The sequence below is a fragment of the Nocardioides nematodiphilus genome (assembly GCF_020216525.1).
Taxonomy (GTDB): Bacteria; Actinomycetota; Actinomycetes; order Propionibacteriales; family Nocardioidaceae; genus Nocardioides; species Nocardioides nematodiphilus.
Genome location: NZ_JAIWOY010000001.1, coordinates 17,196 through 40,028 on the forward strand (window position 1 = coordinate 17,196; position 22,833 = coordinate 40,028).

At 72.0% G+C, this 22,833-nt stretch carries 24 protein-coding genes; 5 read left to right on the plus strand and 19 right to left on the minus strand.

All coding sequences use genetic code 11. The features are described from left to right. Window positions 1-25: 25 nt before the first annotated feature. From KSO98_RS00075 to KSO98_RS00130, 12 genes are all read right to left on the minus strand, one after another. Entirely contained in the window at window positions 26-817 is a 792-nt protein-coding gene (locus KSO98_RS00075) for a prepilin peptidase (RefSeq protein ID WP_225282726.1), read from the minus strand. Next, window positions 805-2,571 carry a hypothetical protein gene (locus KSO98_RS00080; protein WP_225282727.1) on the minus strand — a complete coding sequence of 589 codons (1,767 nt, stop codon included), beginning with the start codon at window positions 2,569-2,571 and terminating at the stop codon, window positions 805-807. Before KSO98_RS00080 ends, KSO98_RS00075 begins: the two co-directional genes overlap by 13 nt. Before the next feature lie 47 nt (window positions 2,572-2,618). After that, entirely contained in the window at window positions 2,619-3,158 is a 540-nt protein-coding gene (locus KSO98_RS00085; protein WP_225282728.1) for a type II secretion system protein, read from the minus strand. Further along, window positions 3,155-3,598, minus strand: coding sequence for a prepilin-type N-terminal cleavage/methylation domain-containing protein (locus tag KSO98_RS00090; protein ID WP_225282729.1), 444 nt, complete (start codon window positions 3,596-3,598; stop codon window positions 3,155-3,157). Before KSO98_RS00090 ends, KSO98_RS00085 begins: the two co-directional genes overlap by 4 nt. Continuing rightward, window positions 3,598-3,969 (minus strand): prepilin-type N-terminal cleavage/methylation domain-containing protein, encoded by a 372-nt coding sequence (locus tag KSO98_RS19015; protein ID WP_225282730.1) that lies wholly within the window; start codon window positions 3,967-3,969, stop codon window positions 3,598-3,600. The genes KSO98_RS00090 and KSO98_RS19015 overlap by 1 nt, the downstream gene beginning before the upstream one ends. 139 nt (window positions 3,970-4,108) lie before the next feature. Continuing rightward, the gene (locus KSO98_RS00100) at window positions 4,109-5,848 is read right to left on the minus strand and encodes a glycerol-3-phosphate dehydrogenase/oxidase (RefSeq protein ID WP_225282731.1); all 1,740 of its coding nucleotides are present in this window, start codon (window positions 5,846-5,848) and stop codon (window positions 4,109-4,111) included. A gap of 93 nt (window positions 5,849-5,941) precedes the next feature. Next, complete coding sequence (locus tag KSO98_RS00105) at window positions 5,942-7,168, minus strand: acyl-CoA dehydrogenase family protein (protein WP_225282732.1); 1,227 nt, start codon at window positions 7,166-7,168, stop codon at window positions 5,942-5,944. 13 nt (window positions 7,169-7,181) lie between these two features. Next, window positions 7,182-8,207, minus strand: a complete 1,026-nt coding sequence (locus KSO98_RS00110; RefSeq protein ID WP_225282733.1) for a phosphotransferase family protein — start codon at window positions 8,205-8,207, stop codon at window positions 7,182-7,184. Continuing rightward, window positions 8,204-8,869 (minus strand): HAD family hydrolase, encoded by a 666-nt coding sequence (locus KSO98_RS00115; RefSeq protein WP_225282734.1) that lies wholly within the window; start codon window positions 8,867-8,869, stop codon window positions 8,204-8,206. Before KSO98_RS00115 ends, KSO98_RS00110 begins: the two co-directional genes overlap by 4 nt. Continuing rightward, window positions 8,866-9,849 (minus strand): NADPH:quinone oxidoreductase family protein, encoded by a 984-nt coding sequence (locus KSO98_RS00120; protein WP_225282735.1) that lies wholly within the window; start codon window positions 9,847-9,849, stop codon window positions 8,866-8,868. The genes KSO98_RS00115 and KSO98_RS00120 overlap by 4 nt, the downstream gene beginning before the upstream one ends. Continuing rightward, window positions 9,846-10,625, minus strand: a complete 780-nt coding sequence (locus KSO98_RS00125) for an SDR family NAD(P)-dependent oxidoreductase (RefSeq protein ID WP_225282736.1) — start codon at window positions 10,623-10,625, stop codon at window positions 9,846-9,848. Before KSO98_RS00125 ends, KSO98_RS00120 begins: the two co-directional genes overlap by 4 nt. Beyond that, window positions 10,625-11,383: an SDR family oxidoreductase gene (locus tag KSO98_RS00130; protein WP_225282737.1), complete on the minus strand. Its 759-nt coding sequence runs from the start codon at window positions 11,381-11,383 to the stop codon at window positions 10,625-10,627. Before KSO98_RS00130 ends, KSO98_RS00125 begins: the two co-directional genes overlap by 1 nt. Window positions 11,384-11,504: 121 nt before the next feature. Between KSO98_RS00130 and KSO98_RS00135 the strand changes: the two genes are divergently transcribed. After that, on the plus strand, window positions 11,505-12,107 hold the full coding sequence (locus KSO98_RS00135; RefSeq protein ID WP_225282738.1) for a TetR/AcrR family transcriptional regulator: 603 nt from the start codon (window positions 11,505-11,507) through the stop codon (window positions 12,105-12,107). Here KSO98_RS00135 and KSO98_RS00140 read toward each other — a convergent pair. The 3 genes from KSO98_RS00140 to guaB all read right to left on the minus strand — a co-directional run bounded on the left by KSO98_RS00140 (window position 12,104) and on the right by guaB (window position 15,224). After that, complete coding sequence (locus KSO98_RS00140) at window positions 12,104-13,210, minus strand: GuaB3 family IMP dehydrogenase-related protein (protein ID WP_225282739.1); 1,107 nt, start codon at window positions 13,208-13,210, stop codon at window positions 12,104-12,106. The genes KSO98_RS00135 and KSO98_RS00140 overlap by 4 nt on opposite strands. Before the next feature lie 47 nt (window positions 13,211-13,257). Then, entirely contained in the window at window positions 13,258-13,602 is a 345-nt protein-coding gene (locus tag KSO98_RS00145; RefSeq protein ID WP_225282740.1) for an MmyB family transcriptional regulator, read from the minus strand. A gap of 122 nt (window positions 13,603-13,724) precedes the next feature. Continuing rightward, on the minus strand, window positions 13,725-15,224 hold the full coding sequence (gene guaB / locus KSO98_RS00150) for an IMP dehydrogenase (protein ID WP_225282741.1): 1,500 nt from the start codon (window positions 15,222-15,224) through the stop codon (window positions 13,725-13,727). 82 nt (window positions 15,225-15,306) lie between these two features. Here guaB and KSO98_RS00155 point away from each other — a divergent pair, with 82 nt between their 5' ends. Then, window positions 15,307-15,888: a SigE family RNA polymerase sigma factor gene (locus tag KSO98_RS00155; protein ID WP_225282742.1), complete on the plus strand. Its 582-nt coding sequence runs from the start codon at window positions 15,307-15,309 to the stop codon at window positions 15,886-15,888. Beyond that, a complete protein-coding gene (locus tag KSO98_RS00160) occupies window positions 15,885-17,105 on the plus strand; it encodes a hypothetical protein (protein WP_225282743.1) in 1,221 nt (406 codons plus the stop codon). The genes KSO98_RS00155 and KSO98_RS00160 overlap by 4 nt, the downstream gene beginning before the upstream one ends. Before the next feature lie 91 nt (window positions 17,106-17,196). Here the strand turns inward: KSO98_RS00160 and KSO98_RS00165 are convergent, their stop codons facing one another. Next, on the minus strand, window positions 17,197-17,880 hold the full coding sequence (locus KSO98_RS00165) for a type 1 glutamine amidotransferase domain-containing protein (protein WP_225282744.1): 684 nt from the start codon (window positions 17,878-17,880) through the stop codon (window positions 17,197-17,199). 82 nt (window positions 17,881-17,962) lie between these two features. Here KSO98_RS00165 and KSO98_RS00170 point away from each other — a divergent pair, with 82 nt between their 5' ends. Next, window positions 17,963-18,871 carry a LysR family transcriptional regulator gene (locus KSO98_RS00170; RefSeq protein ID WP_225282745.1) on the plus strand — a complete coding sequence of 303 codons (909 nt, stop codon included), beginning with the start codon at window positions 17,963-17,965 and terminating at the stop codon, window positions 18,869-18,871. 7 nt (window positions 18,872-18,878) lie between these two features. Here KSO98_RS00170 and KSO98_RS00175 read toward each other — a convergent pair whose 3' ends face one another. Beyond that, on the minus strand, window positions 18,879-19,772 hold the full coding sequence (locus KSO98_RS00175) for a GNAT family N-acetyltransferase (RefSeq protein WP_225282746.1): 894 nt from the start codon (window positions 19,770-19,772) through the stop codon (window positions 18,879-18,881). A 97-nt stretch (window positions 19,773-19,869) separates the two neighbouring features. Between KSO98_RS00175 and KSO98_RS00180 the strand changes: the two genes are divergently transcribed. Then, window positions 19,870-20,589, plus strand: coding sequence for a CPBP family intramembrane glutamic endopeptidase (locus KSO98_RS00180; RefSeq protein WP_225282747.1), 720 nt, complete (start codon window positions 19,870-19,872; stop codon window positions 20,587-20,589). Here the strand turns inward: KSO98_RS00180 and KSO98_RS00185 are convergent. After that, window positions 20,586-21,503, minus strand: a complete 918-nt coding sequence (locus KSO98_RS00185) for an NAD(P)H-binding protein (protein ID WP_225282748.1) — start codon at window positions 21,501-21,503, stop codon at window positions 20,586-20,588. The two genes, KSO98_RS00180 and KSO98_RS00185, sit on opposite strands and share 4 nt — an antisense overlap. Further along, on the minus strand, window positions 21,500-22,780 hold the full coding sequence (locus tag KSO98_RS00190) for a flavin monoamine oxidase family protein (protein WP_225282749.1): 1,281 nt from the start codon (window positions 22,778-22,780) through the stop codon (window positions 21,500-21,502). The genes KSO98_RS00185 and KSO98_RS00190 overlap by 4 nt, the downstream gene beginning before the upstream one ends. Between the last annotated feature and the right edge of the window lie 53 nt (window positions 22,781-22,833).

Sequence of the window (22,833 nt, forward strand, 5' to 3'; positions counted from 1 at the left end):
CGCCTCCGCTCCTGGTGTCCGGTGTTCACGCCAGCCCGCTCACCTGCAGGTAACCGGTTGCCACAGGGGTGCCCAGCAACAGCCCGACCCATCCCCCCGCGAGCATCCACGGCCCGAACGCCAGGCCGCTGTGGCGGCCCGCACGGCCCGTGCTGATCAGCGCGATGCCGTACCCGCCGGCAAGCACGAACGCCGCGAAGCCACCCACCACCAGCGCGGCCCAGCCGACGTATCCGGTGACGAGTCCGATCAGGCCGGCCAGCTTCACGTCGCCACGCCCCATGCCATCGGGGCGCACCCGGTGCACGAGGTAGTAGCCGCCGCCCAGCAGCACCAGACCGGCCAGCCCGCGGACGAGGGGGCGCAGGTCCCCGGTGGTGGCGGAGGCGGTGGTGAGCAGGACTGCCGCGATGACGTACGAGGGGCCGACGATCGCGTCAGGAAGACGATGGGTGCGCACGTCGATCACCGCGAGGGCGATGCTGGCTGCGGCGAAGAGGCACAGGGCGGCACCGAGCGCACCCGGCCCGGCCCAGGCGGTCACGGCGACGAACGCGAGCGCGGTCGCCATTTCGATGAGCGGGTAACGCGGTGGGATCGGGGCACGACAGTCGTGGCAGCGGCCGCGCAGCAGCAACCACGACACCACCGGCACGTTGTGCCGCGGCCGGATCCGGGCGTCGCAGTGCGGGCAGTGGCTCGCGATGAGCAGCGACTCCCCGCGGGGCACGCGCACGATCACGACGTTGAGGAAGCTGCCGACGGCCAGCCCCAGGAGGCCGGCCACCGCGCCCGAGAAGACCGCTAGGGCGTCCATCGCGGCTCCGTCTGTCGGTTCGCGCTGTCCGCGACGGTGGTCGAGGGCACCAGCACAGGAGGGACGACCGGCCCGGGGATGGTGACGGGCACCGTCCCGCCTCCGGTGACGGTGGAGCCGGGCACGCCGATCGGGGTGTAGGTGATGGTGTTGTTGCCGCCGGCGGGATCGGGGTAGCCGGCCACGATCTGTCCCGCCCAGGACACCGTGCCGATCGCCAGCGTGCACGGGGTGTAGGCGATCCCGGTGACGCCGAGCCCCAGCGTCGCGCCGTAGATGGTGGAGCCGGTCGGCCCCGACGGACAGGTCGGGGCGTTGTCCGAGGAGGTGGGGTCCGGGACGATCAGGTTGAACGTGCGGGTCCCGGTGCCGGCCACCTTCGCGGTCAGGCTCTGCGCGGCGTACGCCTTCGCGATGAAGGTGACGTCGGTCTTGAGGGTGAAGGTGACGCCGTACAGGTTGATGCCGCTGGGGCAGGCCGTGGCGTCGATGACCGTCGGCTGGGTCAGGTTGTTGATCGCGGTGACCAGGGACGCCTTGTTCTGGTAGTCGCAGTCGCTGGTGCTGGCCGTGGCCACCGTCCAGCCGGTCTTCGTCCAGGCGCTCGGCGCCCATGGGACCTCCAGCCAGCTCGCGAAGCCCGCCTCGGGCGGGTCGGTGAAGTCGACGGCCGCCAGGCCCTTGACCCCGGTCTTGGGCACGGGCGTCGCGGTGCAGGGCGAGCAGGTGCCGGCGAGCTGGATCGAGGTCGCCTTCACGGTGCCGACGCCGCCGATGGAGGTCTCGCCCGTGCCGGTGGCGATGATCGAGCCGGTGACCGTCGTCAGATCGACCTGGCACAGCGCGCCCCCGATGCGCACGTTGCCGCCCACGGTCTTGCTGCTGGAGCTGCTGCCGGTGAACGCCGACCCGGTGGCGCCGCTGCCCTTGCAGTCGATCGCGCCGTCGCCGCGTGCGACCACGTCACCGGTGACCTTGACGCTGTTGTTGAGCTGGACGCCCCCGTCGGCCTTGATGCTGCCGCCGACCTGGGCGCCCTCCACCCGGACGGTGCCGGTCGTCGAGACGACGTCGCCACCGACCTGGTTGGTCAGGTTGTGGATGTAGACATCGCCCTTGGCGACGATGCTGCCGGTCACGCGACACTGGTTGGACAGGTCGACGCTGCCGTTGCCGACGATGAGGTCGCCGTCGATGACCGAGCTGCCGTTGCAGTTGAAGCTGCCCGCGCCGAGGACGACGTCCCCGGTCACCTTCACGTTGGGGATGCTGATGCTGTTGTTGCCGCCCTCGAGGATCGCGCCGTCGATCGCGGTGAGCGTGGTCGTCGACGTGGTGCTGCCGCCGGTGGGCGTGAGGGTACGGGTGAAGCGGTACCAGGCGAGGACCGACTTGGTGGCCGTGCCGGCGGTGCCCAGTGAGGCGATCCCGACGTAGCCGTCGGTCGCGCCGGCGACCGGCGGGCATCCGGTCGATGCGGGCGGGCTGGTGGGCAGTGTCGACGGATCAGTCGTCGCGACCCAGAAGGTCTGGGCGCGGAAGGAGCCGGTGGAGACGCTGCCGGGGTAGACGTAGCCGGGCGTGGAGTTGCACCCGCCGCCGCGCACCTTGGCGTAGGTGTCGTCGCGGCCGGCCTCGGCTGCGGAGAGCGCTTGGAGCTGGAACTCGTCCTCTCCGGTCTGCTTGCTGCCGAAGATGCTGGCGGTGGCGACGGCACCCATCACGGTCGCGCAGAGGACCACGAGGATAACCACGATCACCAACGCTGCGCCGCGCTCAGAGGTGCGCTGGTCGGTCCGGGTCACGGGCACGCCACCCCCGCTCCACCCGATGCCCGGCGATACACGCTGCTCACCAGGTCCGTCGCGCCCTTGGTGCTCCGCATGGAGAGGCTGTAGCGAACACCGGTCGTGGTCCCGCTCGCGGGGAGGGGGGCGAAGTAGTTGGCCGAGCCGATCGGCGCGACCCACACGTCGCTCTCCGAGGTGAGGTTCGCAGTGGTGCCGCCGGCCGTGAGCTGCAGCTCGTCCCGGCCAGAAACGGTTCCGACCGCGAAGGTCTTGCAGGCCGACGACGCACCGCTGCCGACCCGCAGCGTGACGGTGCGAGGGTCGACGACCTTGATCCACGACGCACCGCGTACGGCCTGCTCGAGGGCGGTCGTGAACGCACGCCCGCGGGTCGCGGTCTTGGTCGCTCCGACGACCTGGTCCTGGCTACGCAAGGTGTTGATGAGGGTGAAGGCGGAGATCACCGCGACGATGCCGGTCAGTCCAGCAACGACGATGAGTTCGATGAGCGCCACGCCGCGCTCTCTGTGCTCGACGGCAGTCATCGTCATCCGGTCATGTAGATGAGCGTCGAGGCGGTCGCCAGACAGCCGTCGGGCAGCGGATGCACGCATCGCGCCGGGTCGGTGCCGACTCGGACCGCCCACACCGTGACGCTCGCGGTGAACTGTGCCGTGCATGGTCCGGCGAGAGTAAGGACGAGCTCCATGGTCGGCGAGGTCGCCGGGTAGGGCGTCCGGTTCGCCTGGAGCCCGGCGAGGTTGCGGCACGACGGCGTCGCGCGCGCCTGCTCCAGCAGCGCCGAGACCTGGCGGGTCGCGGTCGCGCGCACGACACTCGCCGAACTCGCCCGCACTCCCTGGAGCAGCATCGGGAGCGTTGCGAGCGCCAGGATGGCGAGCAACATCATCGCGATCACGACCTCGACGAGGGTGAACCCGGCGTCCGGCCGGTCGGGCGCGATGCCCGCCGTCCGGGCGACGCGTGGCATCAGCAGCCGGGGCCCGAGGTGCCGGTCTTGGAGTCCTTGACCGCCTTGACGCACATGTCGTTGAGCGTCGTCCCGGTGACCGTCACGGTGGCCCCGCTCTTGACCGAGGTGCTGACGGTCGCGGCGGCCGGGGTGGCGGCGTCGCCGTTGGCGACCGCAGCTGCTACCTCGCTCGCGGCGTTCGCCGCGATGGCGTTAGCGGCGTTCTGCTTCGCTTTGTCCTGGATGTTGTTGTAGACGGGAATCGCGATCGCCACCAAGATGCCCAGGATCACGATGACGATGATCAGCTCGATGAGCGAGAAGCCGCGCTCGGCGTCCCGACGTCGGTTGAGGCGGCTGAGTGAGTCGGTGAACGATGCGTCATGCATGGTGCTTCTCCTCGAATGCGGGCCCGGTCCCTGAATTGCGGAGCCATGTGTGAGCGGCAAGTACCCCATTTTGGGTAGATACCATTCCCGACCGACCCGCGTTCCCCACGCGGCATGGTGCGCGGCCCCGCGCCCGGACTCAGACCAGGTCGTCGACCCGACGGCGGGCCTCGTCGGCCTCCTCGTCGGTGACCATCGTCTGGCTGGCGCGCTCGGCGGCGACGCGGTGGAGGTACCACTCCACCTGGCGGTCGACCTCGGCCTTGTCCCAGCCGAGGTGCGCGGCCATCAGCCGCGCGACGCCCGGGGCGGCGCCCACGCCGCGGTCGAAGGACTCGATCGAGATGCGCGTCCGTCGGGCGAGGACGTCCTCGAGGTGGCGCGCGCCCTCGTGGGTGACGGCGTAGACGACCTCGGCGGCGAGGTAGTCCTCCGCGCCCTCGAGCGGCTCGGCGAGCGTGCGGTGGGCCTGGATGAGCTCGAGGATCTCGTCGATCAGGCCGCCGTAGCGGCGCAGCAGGTGATCGATCCGGGCGACGTGCAGCCCCGATCGACGGGCCAGCAGCACCCGCTGGTTGGAGCGGGTCTCGAAGCCGTCGGCGCCGAGCAGCGGGACCCGGTCGGTGATCGACTCCTGCACGTGCAGCTCGGTGGTGGTGCGCAGCGAGTGCACGGCCGCATCCACCGCGTCCTTCGCCATCACCCGGTAGGTGGTCAGCTTGCCGCCGGCGATCATCACGAGGCCCGGCACCGGGGTGACGACGGTGTGCTCGCGCGAGATCTTCGAGGTCGGCTCGGACTCGCCCGAGAGCAGCGGCCGCAGGCCGGCGTACACGCCCTCGACGTCCTCGTGGCCGAGCGGCTCGCGCAGGATCGCGTTGACGTGGTCGAGCACGTAGTCGATGTCGGCCTTGCTGGCGGCCGGGTGCGCCAGGTCGTACGTCCACGGGGTGTCGGTGGTGCCGATGATCCAGTGCCGGCCCCACGGGATGACGAAGAGGACCGACTTCTCGGTGCGCACGATGAAGCCGGACTCGCTGCGGATCCGGTCGCGGGGCACGACGAGGTGGATGCCCTTGGACGCCTGGACGTGCAGCGCGCCGCGGCCGCCGACCATCTCCTGGATGTCGTCGGTCCATACGCCGGCGGCGTTGACGACGGTCTTGGCGCGGATGGTGTGCGTGGTACCGCGCTCGAGGTCGATCGCGGTCGCGCCGACGACCCGCTCCCCCTCGCGCAGGAAGCCGGTGACGCGCATCCGGGTGGCGACGTGCGCCCCATGTCGAGCAGCGGTGCGCGCCAACATCATGACGAGGCGCGCGTCGTCGACCTGCGCGTCGTAGTACTGGATCGCACCGGTGATGGTGTCGGTGCGGAAGTCCGGCGCGATCCTGCTGACGCTGCGCCGGGTGAGGTGGCGGTGCCGCGGGACGCCGGTGGACCCGCCGGAGAGGAGCGAGCCGGTGAAGGCCATACCGTCGTAGAGCGCCAGGCCGCTGCCGATGTAGCCGCGCTCCCAGATCGGATGGGTGAGCGGGTAGAGGAACGGCACCGGTCGGACGAGGTGCGGCGCGAGGCGGGTGAGCAGCAGACCGCGCTCCTGGAGGGCCTCGCGGACCAGCGCGAAGTCCATCATCTCCAGGTAGCGCAGGCCGCCGTGGATGAGCTTGGAGCTGCGCGAGGAGGTGCCGGAGGCGAGGTCGCGCTGCTCGAGCAGGCCGACCGAGAGGCCGCGGGTGACCGCATCGAGCGCCACTCCGGCGCCGACCACTCCCCCGCCGACGACGAGGACGTCGAGCTCGTGCTCGCCGCGGGCGCCCGTCATGGCGGCGAGCGCGTCGCTACGGGCGTCGGGACTGAGCACTCCGGGCGCGGTCATGCGCCCAGTCTGTCAGCCGACCGGGCCTTGTAACGCGGTGTTCGCCGCTCTTGTGCGGTGTTGCAGCACCGCAGAAGAGCATGTAACACCGCGTTACAAGGAACGCCGTGCCTGCTGCCGCCGCAGCTCGGCCTTGGCCAGCGCGTTCTTGTGCACCTCGTCGGGGCCGTCGGCGAAGCGGAGCGTCCGGATGCCGGCGTACGCCTTGGCCAGCGGGAAGTCCTGCGAGAGGCCGCCGGCGCCGTGGGCCTGGATCGCCTTGTCGAGGATCCACTGCACGGTGGCCGGGGTAGCGATCTTGATCGCCTGAATCTCGGTGTGTGCGCCCTTGTTGCCGACGGTGTCCATCAGCCAGGCGGTCTTGAGGACCAGCAGGCGCAGCTGCTCGATCCGGACGCGCGACTCGGCGATCCAGTCGCGGATCACGCCCTGCTCGGCAAGCGGGCGCCCGAACGCCACCCGGCTCTCCACCCGGGCGCACATCAGCTCGATCGCCCGCTCGGCCAGGCCGATGGAGCGCATGCAGTGGTGGATCCGGCCGGGGCCGAGGCGGGCCTGCGCTATCGCGAAGCCCATCCCCTCCGCGCCGATCAGGTTGGCGGCGGGGACGCGGGCGTCCTCGAAGACGATCTCGGCGTGGCCCCCGTGGTCGTGGTCGTCGTAGCCGAAGACCTCCATCCCGCGCGTGACGGTGACGCCGGGGGTGTCGCGCGGGACGAGGATCATCGACTGCTGCCGGTGGCGTTCCGCGGTGGGATCGGTCTTGCCCATCACGATGAAGATCGTGGCGTTGGGGTTCATCGCCCCGGTGATCCACCACTTGCGGCCGTTGAGGACGTACGCGTCGCCGTCCTGGGTGATCGAGGTGGCGATGTTGGTGGCATCGGACGAGGCGACGTCCGGCTCCGTCATGGCGAACGCGCTGCGGATCTCGCCGGACAGCAGCGGGGCGAGCCACTGCTCCTTCTGCTCCTCGGTGCCGAAGTCGTGCAGGAGCTCCATGTTGCCGGTGTCGGGCGCGGCGCAGTTGAAGACGGCCGGGGCGAGCGCGCTGCGGCCGGTGATCTCTGCGAGCGGCGCGTACTGCAGGTTGGTCAGGCCCGCACCCTCCGCACCGGGGAGGAAGAGGTTCCACAGCCCGCGCGACTTCGCCTCGGCGCGGAGGTCGCCGAGGATCGCGGTGCTGTCCCACGCCCAGGGGTTGTCGAGCGCGGCGAGCTGCTCCTCGAAGACCGCCTCGGCGGGCTCGATGTGGCTGGCCATGAGGTCGAGCAACGTGGAGCGCAGCTCCTCGGTACGGGCGTCGTGCGCGAAGTCCATGATCTCTCCGTAGTCAGTTGTCGAGCGCGTCGAGGCCGGCGGCCAGCAGCGGGTGGATCGCCTCGCCGATGTGGTCGAAGCCGGGGCCCACGGTCTGGCCCTGCAAGTAGCGGTAGTGGATGCCCTCGAGGATCGCGGCCAGCTTGAAGGCGGCCAGCCCGAGGTAGAAGCCGAAGTGGGTCAGGTCGCGACCGCCGCCGGCCGCGTAGCGGGTGAGGATCTCGTCCTCGGTGAGGTAGCCCGGAGCCGCGGCGACGTCGGAGACGAGCGCGCCGGCGGCGGCGCCGAGGCGCTGGTAGAGCAGCATCAGCGCCAGGTCGGTGAGCGGGTCGCCGAGCGTGGCCATCTCCCAGTCGAGCACGGCGGTCAGCCGGTCGCCACGCTCGGGTGTCGCGTCGATGAGGACATTGTCGAGCCGGTAGTCGCCATGCACGATCCCCGGCGCGGACTCCGGCGGCACCCCGGCGGAGAGGCGCGCGTACAACTCCTCGGCAGCCGGCAGGTCGCGCGAGTGCGAGGCGTCGAGCTGCTTCTTCCAGCGCGCCACCTGGCGGGCGAGGAAGCCCTCGGCCCGGCCGAAGTCGCCCAGCCCGACGGACACCGGGTCGATCCGGTGCAGCGCCGCGAGCGTGTCGACCAGGCGGGTGGTGATCGCGCGGACCCGCTCCGCGCCCAGCGGCGCGAGCTCCTCTGCCAAACGGTACGGCGTGCCCTCGACCCGGTCCATCACGTAGAACGGAGCACCCAGGATCGCCAGGTCCTCGCACAGCGCGTACGTGGTCGGCACGGGCACCTCGGTGTCGCGCAGCGCCGTCATCACGCGGTACTCGCGGGCCATGTCGTGGGCGGTCGCGAGCACGTGGCCCAGTGGCGGGCGGCGCACGATCCAGCCACGGGCACCGTCGGTGACCTGGTAGGTCAGGTTGGACTTGCCGCCCGCGATCAGCGTTGCGCTGAGCCCGCCCGCGAGCGGGCCGACGTGGTCGGGCCACCAGGCGGTGAGCGCGGTGAGGTCGAGGCCGGGCAGGTCCTGGGTCATGCGGAGGCCTCCGAGGTCGGGCTCAGGTCGGGGATCAGGGCGGCGAGGGCCGTACGGGTGGTGGCGGCATCGGTGTGAAGCAGACCGCGCATGCCGATCGCCTCGGCGCCCTCGATGTTCGGCCCGGCGTCGTCGATGAACACCGCGGTGGCGGGGTCGGTGATGCCGAGGCGCTCGAGGGTCATCCGGTAGATCTCCGGGCCGGGCTTGCGCAGCCCGACCTCGCCGGAGATCACCACGACGTCCATCAGCGCGGTGAGCCGCTCGCGCGGGTAGGTGTTGCCCCAGCTGTTGGACAGCAACGCGGTGCGGACACCGGCGGCGCGCAGGTCGGCGACGAGCTCGTACATCCGCTCGTCGTCGCCCATGGCGGCGAAGAGCCGCCGCAGGACCCCGGTCGGCTCGACCGGGGTGCCGTCGAAGGTGGTCAGCCGGGCCGCGAGCAGGGCACCGAACTCCTGCGCGGAGAGCTCGCCGGTCTCGAGGCGGTGGATCGGGGTGCCGTCCTCGGCGTTGCGGCCGAGCCACTCCTTCAGCGCGGCGGACAAGGAGTCGGGACGGATCCCGTCCGCCGCCAGCCAGGCCGTGATCGAGTCTGCGACCGGGGTGGTCAGGACGCCGCCGTAGTCGAAGACGACCGCGTCGATGACGGGATCGGTCACGGGACGAACACCACCCTGCCGACGGTCTCGCCGTCGGCGAGCCGTTGCACGCCGTCGGCCACCTGGTCGAGGCCGAGGCGCTCGCTGACCAGCGGCTTCACCAGGCCCTGGGCCGCGAGGTCGGTGAGGTCGTCGTGGCACCGGCGCACCAGCGCGGGGTCCATCGCGTTGTAGAGACCCCAGTGCAGCCCGACGATCGCGTAGTTCTTGATCAGGGCGTGGTTGAGCGCGGCCTGCTGGATGGTGCCTCCGGCGAAGCCGATCACCAGGATCCGCCCCTCGAAGGCGATGCACTTGGTGGAGCGGTCGTACGTCTCGCCCCCGACCGGGTCGTAGATGACGTCGGCGCCGCGGCCGCCGGTCTGCTCCTTCACCACCTGCACGAAGTCCTCGGTGTGTCGATCGACGACCACGTCGGCGCCCAGCGCGCGGGCGACCTCGGCCTTGGCCGGCCCACCGACGACGCCGATGACCTTCGCGCCGGCCGCCTTGCCGAGCTGGATCGCGGCACTGCCGACGCCCCCGGCGGCGGCATGCACGAGCAGGGTCTCCCCCGCCTGCAGGCGAGCGCGCCGGTGCAGCGCGAACCACCCGGTCTGGTAGCCGATGAAGAGCGACGCCGCCTCCGCGTCGTCCAGCGCCGCCGGCGCGGGGAAGGCCATCGAGGCCTCGAGCAGGGCGAGCTCGGCGAAGCCGCCGTACGGGAGCGTCGGGGCGCCGATCACCCGGTCGCCGACCGCGAGCCCGGTGACGCCCTCGCCGAGGGCGACCACCTCGCCGCACAGCTCGATGCCGGGGGTGAACGGCAGCTCGGGGCGCACCTGGTACAGACCGCGGCACATCAGCGCGTCGGGGAAGTTGGCCGGCACCGCGAGCACGCGCACCAGCACCTGGCCCTTGCCGGGGGTGGGGTCGGGCAGTTCGAGCCGCCGCAGCACGTCCATGGGCTCGCCGAGCTCGGCGACCTGCCAGGCCTTCATCGCTGGGCCCCCTCGATCTTCTGCTGGAGGCGGTTCATGCCGCCGAGCCACGCGTCGGTGTTGGTCGCGCGAGCGGCGTAGTAGCCGCCCACCTCCGGGTGCGGCAGGACCAGGAAGCGGTCGTCGCCGAGCGCCTCCCAGGTCAGCTCCGCCACGGCCTCCGGCTCGATCGCGCTGTCGCGCGACAGCAGCGCCTCGAGGTCGCCGGATCGGGCGAGCATGTCGGTCCGTACGCCCTGGGGGCAGATCGCCTGCACCACGATCCCGCGGTGGCGGTAGGTGATCGAGAGCCACTCGGCGAAGGCGAGCGCGCCGTGCTTGCTCACCGAGTAGGCCGGGGCGCCGATCATCGTCAGCAGGCCGGCGGCCGAGGCGGTCACGACGAAGCGGCCCGAGCCGCGCTCGATCCACTCCGGCACCAGCAGCCGGGCGGCGCGTACGTGAGCCATCACGTTGAGCTCGTGGGTGTCCGACCAGTCCTGCTCGCTCATCCCCAGGCCCCGCCCGCGGTCGATGCCGGCGTTGCCGAACCATGCGTCGATGCCGCCGAGCTCGTCGCGGGCGACCTCGATGAGCGCCTCGATCCCGGCCTCGGTGGCGACGTTCGCCGGGACGGCATGGGCGCCGATCTCGTGCGCGACCTCGGCCAGCTCGGCGCCGTCGCGGTCGTTGATCACGACCTGGCAGCCGCCCTCGACCAGCCGTACGGCGAGCGCGCGACCGATCCCACGGGCAGCACCCGTGACGACGACCCTGGACCCGGGGGCCAGGCTCATCAGATCGCGCCGGAGGCGACGGTGACGCCGCCGTCGACGGTCACCAGCTGGCCGGTCATCCAGCCGGCGTCGGCCGAGAGCAGGAAGGACACCACGCTCGCGATGTCCTCCGGGACGCCGAGCCGCTTGAGCGGGTAGGGCGCCGAGACCTCCTCCTCGCGGCCTTCGTAGAGCAGCTTCGCGAAGTCGGTCTTCACCACGGCCGGCAGCACGGCGTTGATCCGGATGTTCGGACCGAGCTCGACGGCGAGCTCCTGGGTGATGTAGTTGAGCATCGCCTTGCTGGCGCCGTAGAGCGCGATCAGCGGCGTGGGGCCGAGACCGGCGACCGAGGAGACGTTGACGATCGCGCCACCGTGCTCCTTCATCCAGGCGCGGCGGACCTGCTGGACCAGGGTGACCCCGGCGAAGCAGTTGACGTCGATGGTCTTGCGGGCCGACTCGAGGTCCATCCGGAGCAGGCCACCGGCGACCGGGTTGATGCCGGCGTTGTTGACAAGCAGGTCGGCGCTGCCGAAGGACTCGATCGCGCGGGCGACGACCTCGACCTGGTGGTCGGTGTCGTCCACGCGGCCGGCGATGCCGAGCGCGTGCTCGGGTCCGCCGAGTGCGGCCACGGCCTCGTCGAGGGTGTCCTGTTTGCGGGCGGTGATCACCACCCGCGCGCCGTCGGCCACCAGCCGCTGCGCGATCCCGAACCCGATCCCCCGGCTCGCCCCGGTGACGATCGCCGTCCTGCCCTCGAACCGTGCGGCCACGCGGCCCTCCTTCGTGGATGGTCATCTGACTAAGCGCTCGCTTAGGATAGCCACGATGCCCCACCACAAGGCGCGGGGTCAACACCCAGATGCACCCCGGCCGACGGGGTCAGGAGGACCGATGAGCGCGTTGCCGGAGAGCGCCGGACGGGGCGATGCCACCCGCGCCCGCCTGCTCGACGCGGCGGTCGAGGCGTTCGGCGCGAAGGGCTTCCACGGCACGACGACACGCGACATCGCCAGCGCCGCCGGGATGAGTCCGGCGGCCGTCTACGTGCACCACCGCTCCAAGGAGGAGCTCCTGCACGTCATCTCCCGCGACGGGCACCAGACCACCCTCGACCTGGTCCGCGCGGCAGCCGGCATCGCGGGGTCGCCGAGCGAGCGGCTGGCCGCGATCGCGCGCGACTTCGGGCGCCACCACGCGGAGGGGCATACGTGGGCGCGGATCGTGAACTACGAGCTCGAGGCGCTCTCCCCGCCGCACCGCGAGGAGATCCGCGGGCTGCGGATCGCCATCGAGGAGGAGGTGCGCGGTGTCATCGAGGCCGGCGTGGCCACCGGCGAGTTCGACGTGGCCGATGTCGGCATGGCGACGACCGCCGTGCTCTCGCTCGGCATCGACATCGCCCGCTGGTACCGCGACGACGGCCGGTGGACGCCCGACGACGTCGGCGTCCACATGGCGGCGCTGGCGCTCCGCCTCGTCGGCGCCGGCCGCTAGGCCAGGACGACCTCGACGCGCTGGAACTCCTTGACGTCGGTGTAGCCGGTGGTCGCCATCGAGCGCTTGAGGGCGCCGATGAGGTTCATCGTGCCGTCGGCGACGTGCGAGGGACCCATCAGGATCTCCTCGAGGCTCCCGACGGTCTCGAACTCGACGCGCGCACCGCGCGGCAGGTCCTGGTGGTGCGCCTCGGCACCCCAGTGGAAGCCACGGCCCGGCGCGTCGGAGGCGCGGGCGAACGGCGAGCCGACCATGACGGCGTCCGCGCCGCAGGCGATCGCCTTGGCGATGTCGCCGGAGCGGCCGATGGAGCCGTCGGCGATGACGTGGACGTAGCGGCCGCCCGACTCGTCGAGGTAGTCGCGGCGGGCAGCGGCGACGTCGGCGACGGCCGAGGCCATCGGGACGGAGATGCCGAGGACCGTACGGGTGGTGTGGGCGGCGCCGCCCCCGAAGCCGACGAGCACGCCGGCCGCACCGGTGCGCATCAGGTGGAGCGCGGCCTGGTGGGTGGCACAGCCGCCGACGATCACCGGGACGTCGAGCTCGTAGATGAACTCCTTGAGGTTGAGCGGCTCGGCGTGGCCGCTCACGTGCTCGGCGGAGACGGTGGTGCCACGGATGACGAAGAGGTCGACGCCGGCGTCGGTGACGGTCTTCGCGAACTCCTTGGTCCGCTGCGGGCTCAGCGAGCCGGCGACGGTGACGCCGCTGGCGCGGACCTCGCGCAGGCGCTCGGTGATGAGCTCGGCCTTGATCGGCTCGGTATAGATCTCCTGCAGGCGACGCGTCGCGTCGGCCCCACGCAGGTGGGCGACCTCCTCGAGCAGCGGCTCGGGGTTCTCGTACCGCGTCCAGATGCCCTCGAGGTTGAGCACGCCCAGGCCGCCGAGCTGGCCCATCCTGATCGCGGTCGCCGGCGACATCACCGAGTCCATCGGCGCGGCCAGGACGGGGATGTCGAAGCGGTAGGCGTCGATCTGCCAGTCCGTGCTGACCTCTTCGGGGTCACGCGTGCGGCGGCTCGGCACGATCGCCACGTCGTCGAAGGAGTAGGCCCGGCGGGCGCGCTTCGCGCGGCCGATCTCAATCTCGGTCACCGGGGCAGTCTAATGAGCCGGTACGGCTCACGCCCCATCACCGACTTTCAGCCGCGCGCGAGAAGGGCGAGACCGTCGGCCGTGGCCGAGCCCGGCGCCGCGGTGTAGAGCACCATCCGCTGGCTGCTGTCGGCGATCAGCAACGCCTCGTAGGAGAGGTCCAGCCGTCGGACGACCGGATGGGCGAAGCTCTTGAGTCCGTAGCCGCAGTCGAACACCGGGTGCTCGGTCCCAAGCGTTGCGAACCAGCTGCTGCGCTGGGCGAGCTCGCCGACCAACAGGCTCAGCTTCCGGTCGTCGGGGAAGAGACCGTCGCCCTGCCCAGCGTCGGAGCGGGCCTCGGTTTCGGCGGCGGGCCCGTACGCGCTGACACCACCCGAAATCGAAGACACGCACCGGACCAACGTGGTCCGGTGCGTGCGATCGCAAGGCGGAGGAGCGAAGGCGGCCTCGAGCGAAGCGGGCCGTCGAGCCACGACGACGCAGCGAGCGTGCGTGCCGGGCCGCGTTGGGGTCAGCCGTGGTAGTTCGGGGCCTCTACTGTGACCTGGACGTCGTGCGGGTGGCTCTCCTTGAGCGAGGCGGAGGTGATCCGCATGAAGCGGCCCTTCTCCTGCAGCTCGGGGATGGTGCGCGCGCCCACGTAGAACATGGTCTGGTGCAGGCCGCCGACGAGCTGGTGGGCGACGGTCGACAGGTTGCCCTTGAAGGGCACCTGACCCTCGACGCCCTCGGGGACGATCATGTCGTCGCTGGTGACCTCGGCCTGGAAGTAGCGGTCCTTGGAGTAGGACTTCTTGCCGCGCGAGGACATCGCGCCCATCGAGCCCATCCCGCGGTAGGCCTTGAACTGCTTGCCGTTGATCAGGAGCAGGTCACCCGGCGTCTCGGCGACACCGGCGAGCATCGAGCCCAGCATCACCGACTCGGCGCCGGCGACGATGGCCTTGCCGATCTCGCCGGAGTAGCGCAGGCCACCGTCGGCGATGACCGGGACGCCGGCCGGCTTCGCGGCGAGGCTCGCCTCGTAGACCGCGCTGACCTGCGGGACGCCGACACCGGTGACGACGCGGGTGGTGCAGATCGAGCCCGGGCCGACGCCGACCTTGATCGCGTCCGCGCCCGCGTCGACGAAGGACTGCGCGCCCTCCTTGGTCGCGACGTTGCCGCCGATGACCTGGACGTGCCGGGTGGCCGGGTCGGTCTTGAGGCGCTTGACCATGTCGATGAGCATCCGGACGTTGCCGTGCGCGGTGTCGGCGACGAGCACGTCGACGCCGGCCTCGATCAGCGTGGTCGCACGCTGCCAGGCGTCACCGAAGTAGCCGATCGCGGCACCGACGAGCAGACGACCGTCGGCGTCGTACGAGGCGTTGGGGAACTGCTCGCCCTTGACGAAGTCCTTGACCGTGATCAGGCCGGTGAGCTTGCCGTCGTCGTCGATCAGCGGGAGACGCTCGCGCTTGTGCTGGCGCAGCAGCGCGGTGGCGTCCTCTCGCGAGATGCCGGCGGGGCCGGTGAACAGCGGCATCGGGGTCATGATCTCGCTGACCTTGGTGCCGGCCCACTCCGCGACCGGGGTGAAGCGCAGGTCGCGGTTGGTGATGATGCCGAGGAGCTTGTTGCCGGCGTCGACGACCGGGAGACCCGAGACCCGGAACTCACCACAGATGCGGTCGAGCTCCTCGAGCGTCGCGTCGGGCCCGATGGTGACGGGGTTGGAGATGATCCCGGTCTGGGTCCGCTTGACGAGGTCGACCTGGTAGGCCTGGTCCTCGATCGAGAGGTTGCGGTGCAGGACGCCGATGCCGCCCTGGCGCGCCATCGCGATCGCCATCCGCGACTCGGTGACGGTGTCCATGGCGGCGGAGATGAGCGGGACCTTCAGCGAGATCTCGCGGGTGAGGCGGCTCGTGGTGTCGATCTCGTCCGGGGCCAGGTCCGAGTAACCCGGCAGCAGCAGGACGTCGTCGTAGGTCAGACCGAGGGTCGCGAACTTCTCCGGGAGCTCCATGACGAAATCCTACGGGCGCAGCCCATCACGCAGCGAAACGACGAGAATGCAACCTGCCGCACATGAAATGCGTGTGATGGGCATGAAGCAGCATGTGGAGCTCGAGTCGCGGGAGGTGAGCATGCGCCGACCCCGGACGGACACGGCGGCCGCCGACTTCACGGCCTGGGTCGCGGCGCGCCACCCCGCCCTGCATCGCACCGCGTACCTCCTGTGCGCAGGCGATGCGCACAGCGCCGACGACCTCACCCAGCAGACCCTCGCGAAGCTCTACCTCGCCTGGGGCCGGATCCAGGACCGCACGCAGATCGACGCGTACGCCCGCCGGATCATGGTCAACGAGCACCGCTCGACCTGGCGGCGCGCGTGGAAGCGGCGGGAGGTGGTCTCCGAGCAGCTCCCCGAGCGGCCGGTCCCCGGGCGGGAGTACGACGGCCAGGGCGATGCGGTCTGGCGGCTGGTCCAGACGCTGCCACCGAAACAGCGCGCCGTGGTCGTGCTGCGCTACTACGACGACCTGAGCGAGGCCGAGATCGCCGCCGCGCTCGGCATCTCGCCGGGCACGGTGAAGTCCCAGGCCTCCCGGGCGCTGGCCACCTTGCGCCAGCGCGTCCCCGACCATCCCCAGATCGACACTCCTGACGACAGGAGGGAGGCACGATGAACGACCGTCTCGAGGACCAGCTGCGCTCCTCGCTCAACCGCACCGCCGACGCCCGCCCGGCCTCGGCCCCCGACCTGGGCGACGTCTTCGGCCGTGCCCGCACGATCCGGCGCCGCCGGACGGGACTCGTGGCCGGCGTGGCCGCCGCCGCCGTGCTGGCTGTGGTCGTCCCGACCGCGGTCATCATGAGCAGCGACGACAGCGGCCAGCACGGGATCGCGCCATCCACCTCGACGCCCGACCCGTCGCAGGTCTCGACCCCGACCTCGGAGCCCAGCGCCACGGCCGCCACCGATGCGCCGACGGGTCTGGGCATCGGCGGTGTGTCCATCGGCGAGCACACCGCGTGGAGCTATCTCGACCCGCAGCAGCATCTGCACGCGGGCGGCGCCTCCATCCCGGCCGGGCTGCTCAAGCATGACGGGGCACCCCTGCAGGGCTTCACGCCCTACCACGGCGGCTGGATCACGACGTACGACCTCGCGACGGTGGTCTCCGACAACACCGGCAAGATCCTCCAGCAGGGCAAGGGCGGCAGTCTCGCGGTCTCCTCCGACGGCACCCGCGCGGCCTGGCAGATCGGCAACACGGTCACTGCCGGCATCGCCAGCGGGATGAGCGACGCCGAGTCGACCTGGCACCTGAAGCAGGATGAGACCCTGCAGGGCTTCCTCGGCGACGGCCCCGTGGTGAGCGCCGGCAACGGCTCCTTCACCGTGCTGGGCCCGCAGGGCAGGCGCACGACTATCGCCTCCGAGGTGCTGACGACGACGGCGTCGGACGCGGCGGACCTCGTCGGCGGCGTCCTCGGCAGCCCGGCGACCACGTACGAGGGGGCGGTCGCCGACGGCACCACGGGGCAGACCCTGTGGCACAACGAGTGGCGGCCGATGGCGTTCAGCCCCGACGGGAGGTACGTGGCCGCGGTGCCGGTCGGCGACAACGGCGACCCGTCCGCGTACGCCATCCTGGACGCCCGCAGCGGCGCGGTCATCGCGCAGACCCCTGACTCGATCGCCAACAAGGTCTACCTCGGCTGGCAGGTCGTCTGGGAGAGCGACGACTCGATCCTGTTCCAGGGCTTCGAGGCCGGCGGCGAGCGCCGCGCCGCCCTGCTTCGCCTCACCACCGACGGCCTGTTCAACCAGGCCAGCGAGCCGCTGAAGCCCGTGACCACCGACCAGGGCGAGGTCAGCTTCGTCCTGATGACCCCCTGAGGTCGAGAGGTCACTTCCTGCGGGTTGAGAGGTCACTTCTCGGGCATCGAGAAGTGACCTCTCGAGCCACAAGAAGTGACCTCTCGACGGATCAGGCCAGGGCGTCGACGAGGAGCTTGCCGACGCTCTCGCTGGACTGCGGGTTCTGGCCGCTGATCAGGTTGCCGTCGACGACGACGTGGTCGCCCCACGCGTCGCCGACCTCGACGTCGCCGCCGCGCTCCCGCAGCGAGCTCTCGAGCAGGAACGGCGCCTTGTCGGCGAGGCCGCCCTGGCGCTCCTCCTCGTCCGAGAAGGCGGTGAAGCGGCGACCGGCGAAAGCCCAGGTGCCGTCGGCGCGGTCGGCCGACAGCAGCGCAGCGGCACCGTGGCACACGACCGCGAGGGGCAGACCCGCGTCGAGCGCGCTGATGAGCACCTTGCCGGAGGCCGGGTCGGTGGCGAGGTCCTGCATCGGGCCGTGGCCGCCCGGGTAGTAGACGGCGCCGAAGGCGGTCGCGTCGACGCCGGCCAGATCGATCGGGTGGGTCAGCGCGTCGATCGCGGCCAGCTCGGGGCGGACGTCGACGCCGCCGGTGTAGTCGGGTGCCAGGCTCGCCTCGTCGACGACCGGGACGACAGCGCCCGGGGTCGCGACGACGACGTCGTGGCCGGCGGCGACCAGCGCGCGGTACGGCGCCAGCACCTCCTCGGCCCAGTAGCCGGTGGCGTGCTCGGTGCCGTCGTTGAGCGTCCAGGTGCGGGCGCCGGTGATCGCGAAGAGAACGGTGGACATCTGCTTCCTCCAACTGTGTCTGTGGTGCGGTACGTGGTGCTCAACGGCGCAACAGCGCCGCCTACTCCGATACCTTGTCGATATGAGCGATAGGAGAACCGATGGGTTGGACGACCTGACCCGCTGGCGTACCTTCCTTGCCGTCCACCAGTCGCGCTCCATCTCCGGGGCCGCCAGGGCCCTGGGTCTCGCCCAGCCCTCGGCCAGTGCCCAGATCAGCGCCCTGGAAGCCGCTCTCGGTCAGCCGCTCTTCGAGCGGCACGCCCGCGGGGTGGTCCCCACGGCGTACGCCGATGAGCTCGCCGGCCGCCTGGCCGCTCCCTTCGCCGCCGTCGGCTCGGCGCTGGTCGACACCCTCGGCCCGGTGCTCGGCGGCGCCGCGCACCCGCTGCTGCGCCTGGGCGGTCCGGCCGAGCTCCTCGCCGAGGTCGCCGCCCCGGCGCTCGCTCCCCTGGTCCGCGACGGCGTGCAGCTGCAGATCACGCCCGGATTGACCGACGACCTCCTCGACGCCTTGCGCGACGGCCGGCTCGACCTGGTGATCGCCACCTCGCGCCCGAAGGGGCGGAGCCTGCGCGCGGAGCCGCTCGCGGACGAGGAGCTGGTCCTGGTCGGCCCGGCGGGCGGCTCGCTCACCGAGGTGCGGTCGCCGGCGGACCTCGCCGGCACGGCTCTGATCGCGTACGCGGCCGACGTGCCCCTGCTGCGCCGCTTCTGGCGGCACGCGTTCGCGGTCCGCCTCGAGGTCGCCCCGTCGCTGACGGTCCCCGACCTGCGGGCCGTGCGCGCCGCGGTCGTGGCCGGCGCGGGCGTCTCGGTCCTCCCCCGCTACCTGGCGCAGCGCGACCTCGTCGAGGGGCGGCTGCTCGACCTGCACCCGAGCGACGACCCGCCGATCAGCACGACCTATCTGGTGACGCGTGGCGACCCGCCCGCGGCCACCCGGTGCGCCGCCGCGGCCCTGCGCGCCGCGACCCGTACGTGGGGCTGAGCCGGACTCAGCGCACCAGCGGCTTGAGCCGCGCCACCGGCACCCGGACGGTCAGCTCGTCCGAGCTCAGCCGGATGAGGCCGCGCAGCCCGGCAGCCAGCACGAGCGGCAGGACGGCGGGGTCCTCGGCGGCGGTGGTGATGACGAGCGCCTCGGCGCCGCGCCCTCGCGCCAGCCGCGCCGCGTCGACGAGGAGCTGGGTGCCGATCCCGCGCCGCCGCCACGCGGGCTCGACGATGAGCGAGATGCCGTACGTGATCTCGTCGTCGCCCTGGGGCCCCGAGATCAGCGTGACCCGACCGACCGCGTCGTGGCCGGCGTAGGCGGTCACCGCGGTCCCGTCGACGATGTACTCCAGGCTGGTCGTACCCGCCTGCGCGGGATCCACCGCATCGCGGCCCGCGGAGCGCCGCAGGGAGTCGCTGACCAGGTCGGCGAGCGCGGCGCCACGGGCGTGCTCCGTGGCGGTGAACGGCGTCCGGCGGCGGACGTGCACCACCATCTCGCCCACCGTCATCTCCATGACGTCGAGCTCCTCGTCGTCACCGCCTCGCGGCTCGGCCGCGGTGTCGAACAGGCGCGAGACCACCTCGGGGAAGGACATCGGACGCTCGATGATCATCTGTGCGGCCCGGATGTAGCGGGTCGGCTGATCCATCAGCGCCGCCTCTCGCGAGGGCAGCACGACCGTACGGCTCCCGCCGCTCTCGTCGACGAGCTCGATCAGGCGCGGCGCCTCCCAGCCGTACGGGGTCCGCACGATCAGCTCGTCGGTGACCTCCCCGATGCCGGGGAAGACCTGGAAGCCGAGGATGTTGACGCCGGCGTCGCCGCATCGCCGGGCGAGTGCGGCCAGGGTCCCGGGCCGGTCGGGGAGGGTGGTTCGTACGCGCCAGAGCATGGCTCGATCCTTCCGGGCCGTTGTTGCGACGATGTTTCTCCCACGCAACGCATCGGGAAGCGCATCGGGAACGTCCCTGCGGTTAACCTCCCCGGGCATGGGTGCTGTCCTCTCCTGGCTGCGCCGCTCCCTGTGGGAGACGGTGCCCCGCGACCACCGCGAGTCGCGGGCACGGCTGCGCCGCCGGCAGTGGGTCACCGCGATCTTCGCGCTCCTGGGGGCAGTGGTGCTGGGCGTGACCCTGCGCATCGAGCCCGGGAGCCCCTGGTTCTATCCCGCCACGCTCGCGCTCGCCGCGGTCTGGGTCGGGGGCGCCTTCGCCTCGGGACCGCTCCACCTGGGCCGCATCGGGACGCGACGCGGAGCCGGGCACGGACCCGACCGAGCTCTGGGCCGACCCCTGCTCGCCCCGGCGGTCGTCGGCCTGGGACTGGCGGGGGTCTTCACCGTCGGCGCGCTCGTCGTACGCGAGATCCCGTACCTGGGCGACCGGGTCGCGGGAGTGCTGGACTACACCGGCGAGGGATCGCTGCCGATCCTGATCGGCGTGGCTTCCCTCAACGGCGTGGCCGAGGAGCTCTTCTTCCGCGGCGCGCTCTACGCCGCGGTGACGCGCCGACCGGTCCTGTGGACCACGCTGGCCTACACCGCGGTCACGCTCGCGACGGGCAACGTCATGCTCGCGCTCGCCGCCGCGATCCTCGGGGTCGTGGTCGGACTGGAGCGTCGTGCCTCCGGCGGCATCCTGGCGCCGGTCGTGACCCATGTGAGCTGGTCGCTGATCATGCTGCTCGTCCTGCCGCCGCTGTTCGGCTAGGGCTTCTCCCCCGCCCGCAGCCGCTCGCCGAGCGCGAGGCGCACCGCCTCCCGATAGCCCAGCGGCTCACCCGGGACGAGGTCGCGGATCGAGGTGTCGTTCTGCAACACCTCGTTGCGCATCGAGTCGATCAGGTTGCGTGCCGTGGTGGGATCCACGTCGGTCACCAGCGAGATCCAGTACGAGGACAGCCGCGGCGTGAGCACCGGCACCTCCACGATCGGCAGCGGTGAGCCGTTGATCTCCTCCGCCGCCTGCTGCAGCATCGCGGTGTAGGTGAGCCGATCGGCGCCGCCGATCTCGAAGGTGCGCCCGTACGCCTCGGCGTTGCCGACGACGCCGACCAGGTAGCGGATGACGTCGTCGATGGCGATCGGCTGGGTGCGGGTGGTCGCCCAGTGCGGCACCACCATCGCGGGCAGGTTCTTGACCAGCTGCCGGGTCAGCTCCCACGAGATGCCGCCGGCGCCGACGATGATCGCCGCACGCAGCACGGTGAGCGGCACCTCGGTGGCGGCGAGCAGGCCTTCGACCTCCCGCCGCGAGCGCAGGTGTGCCGAGAGGTCCTTCTCGCCGCCGAGTCCGCCGAGGTAGACCAGCTGCTGGATGCCGGCCTCCTCGGCCGCGGCCGCGAAGGCGCTCGCCGCGTCGGCGTCGCGCTGCTCGAAGTCGGCCTCGCCGAGCGAGTGCACCAGGTAGAGCGCCACGTCCACGCCGTCGAGCGCGGCGCGCAGGGAGTCGGGCTGGCCGACGTCGCCGTAGACGGCCTCGCCGGCACCCGTGTAGTCGTCGGGATGGCGCGTCATCGCGCGGACGCGGCGGCCGGCCTGCTCGAGCGCAGGCGCGAGTCGGCTGCCGACGAATCCGGTGGCGCCGGTCAGCAGGACGCTCAGCCCCTCGGCCGGCGCGCTCACGACGCCCGCCCCAGCGAGGCCAGGACCGCACGGGCCGCTCGTGCGCCGCTCACCAGCGCGCCCTGGGTGGAGGCGGTGTCGCGGTGGTCGCCGCACACCAGCGTCACCTCGTCCACCTCCTGTGGGGCACGTACGCACAGCGGTGCCGGTTGGGCGGGCAGAGCGTGTGGCACCGCGTCTCGGCGCAGCAGCGTCAGCGCGCTCCCGGTGGTGCCCAGCATCGTGGCGGTGTGCCGGCGGATGTCCGGCTCGGGCACCGGGTCCGATCCCGGTGGCAACAGGCTCGTGGCCTGGACGAGGTGGCGCCCCGCGGGCGCATAGCTGGGCGCCGCCGCGGAGACGACGCAGGCGTTGACCGCAGGACCCCTGGTGCTGCGCACGTCGAGATGCAGGATGCCCGTGTCCTCCGGCCGCTCGTCGGTGGCGTACCAGTCGGTGACCAGGCCCTTCGCGGCCGGCGCGGCGAGCCTCTCCCTGCCCAGGAGCGCCTCGGCCGCCCACGCGTCGGTCGCCACCACGACCCGATCCGCGGTGACCGTGCCGACCGCGGTGCGTACCCGGGCGCGCGTCCCGTCGCGTTCGATCTGCTCGACCCGCGCGCCGAGGCGGACCCGGTGAGCCAGGGGTTCGGCGAGTGCCTGCGGCAGGGCCTGCATGCCGTCCCGGGGCAGTCCGGGGGTGCCGCGGGCGAAGCTGCGCAGGAGCATCAGCACGAAGGCCGTGGAGGTCTGCCCCTCGTCCTCCAGGATCACGCCCGCCAGGTAGCGCTGGAGGGTCGCGCGCAGCAGGCCGCGGGCGCCGGCGCGATCCAGCGACTCCTGGAGCGACACGTCGGGCCGGGCGGCGAGGAGATGCGCGGCGAGACCGTGCTCCTTCGCGATACCGGTGGCCAGGGGCGCGGCCCAGCGCCCGAGGGCCCAGAGCTCGGTCGGCCTCGGCAGCACGGCGAGCGCGCTCGGAGCGGCGAGCCGCGGTGCGCGCAGCGGGTCGGCGAGGGTGCGCACGCCGTCGTCGCTGAGCACCCGCGCCCCGGCGGGGAACGACTGAAGCGCCAGCGCCTCGACGTCGAGGGCCGCGCGGAGTGCGGGGTAGGCCGGGTTGGCGACCTGGAACCCGCGGTCGAGCAGGAATCCGTCGACGCGGTCGGTGCGGACCCGGCCCCCGACGCCGTCATCGGCCTCCAGGACCGCCACGTCGATCCCCGCCGCCTGCAGCAGGCCGGCGCAGCGCAGTCCGGCCATGCCGGCGCCGATCACGATCACCTCGACGTCGTCCATGAGGAGGCTGTGCCCCGGCCGGGCCCCGGCCACACCTCACGCGGCGAAGTCAC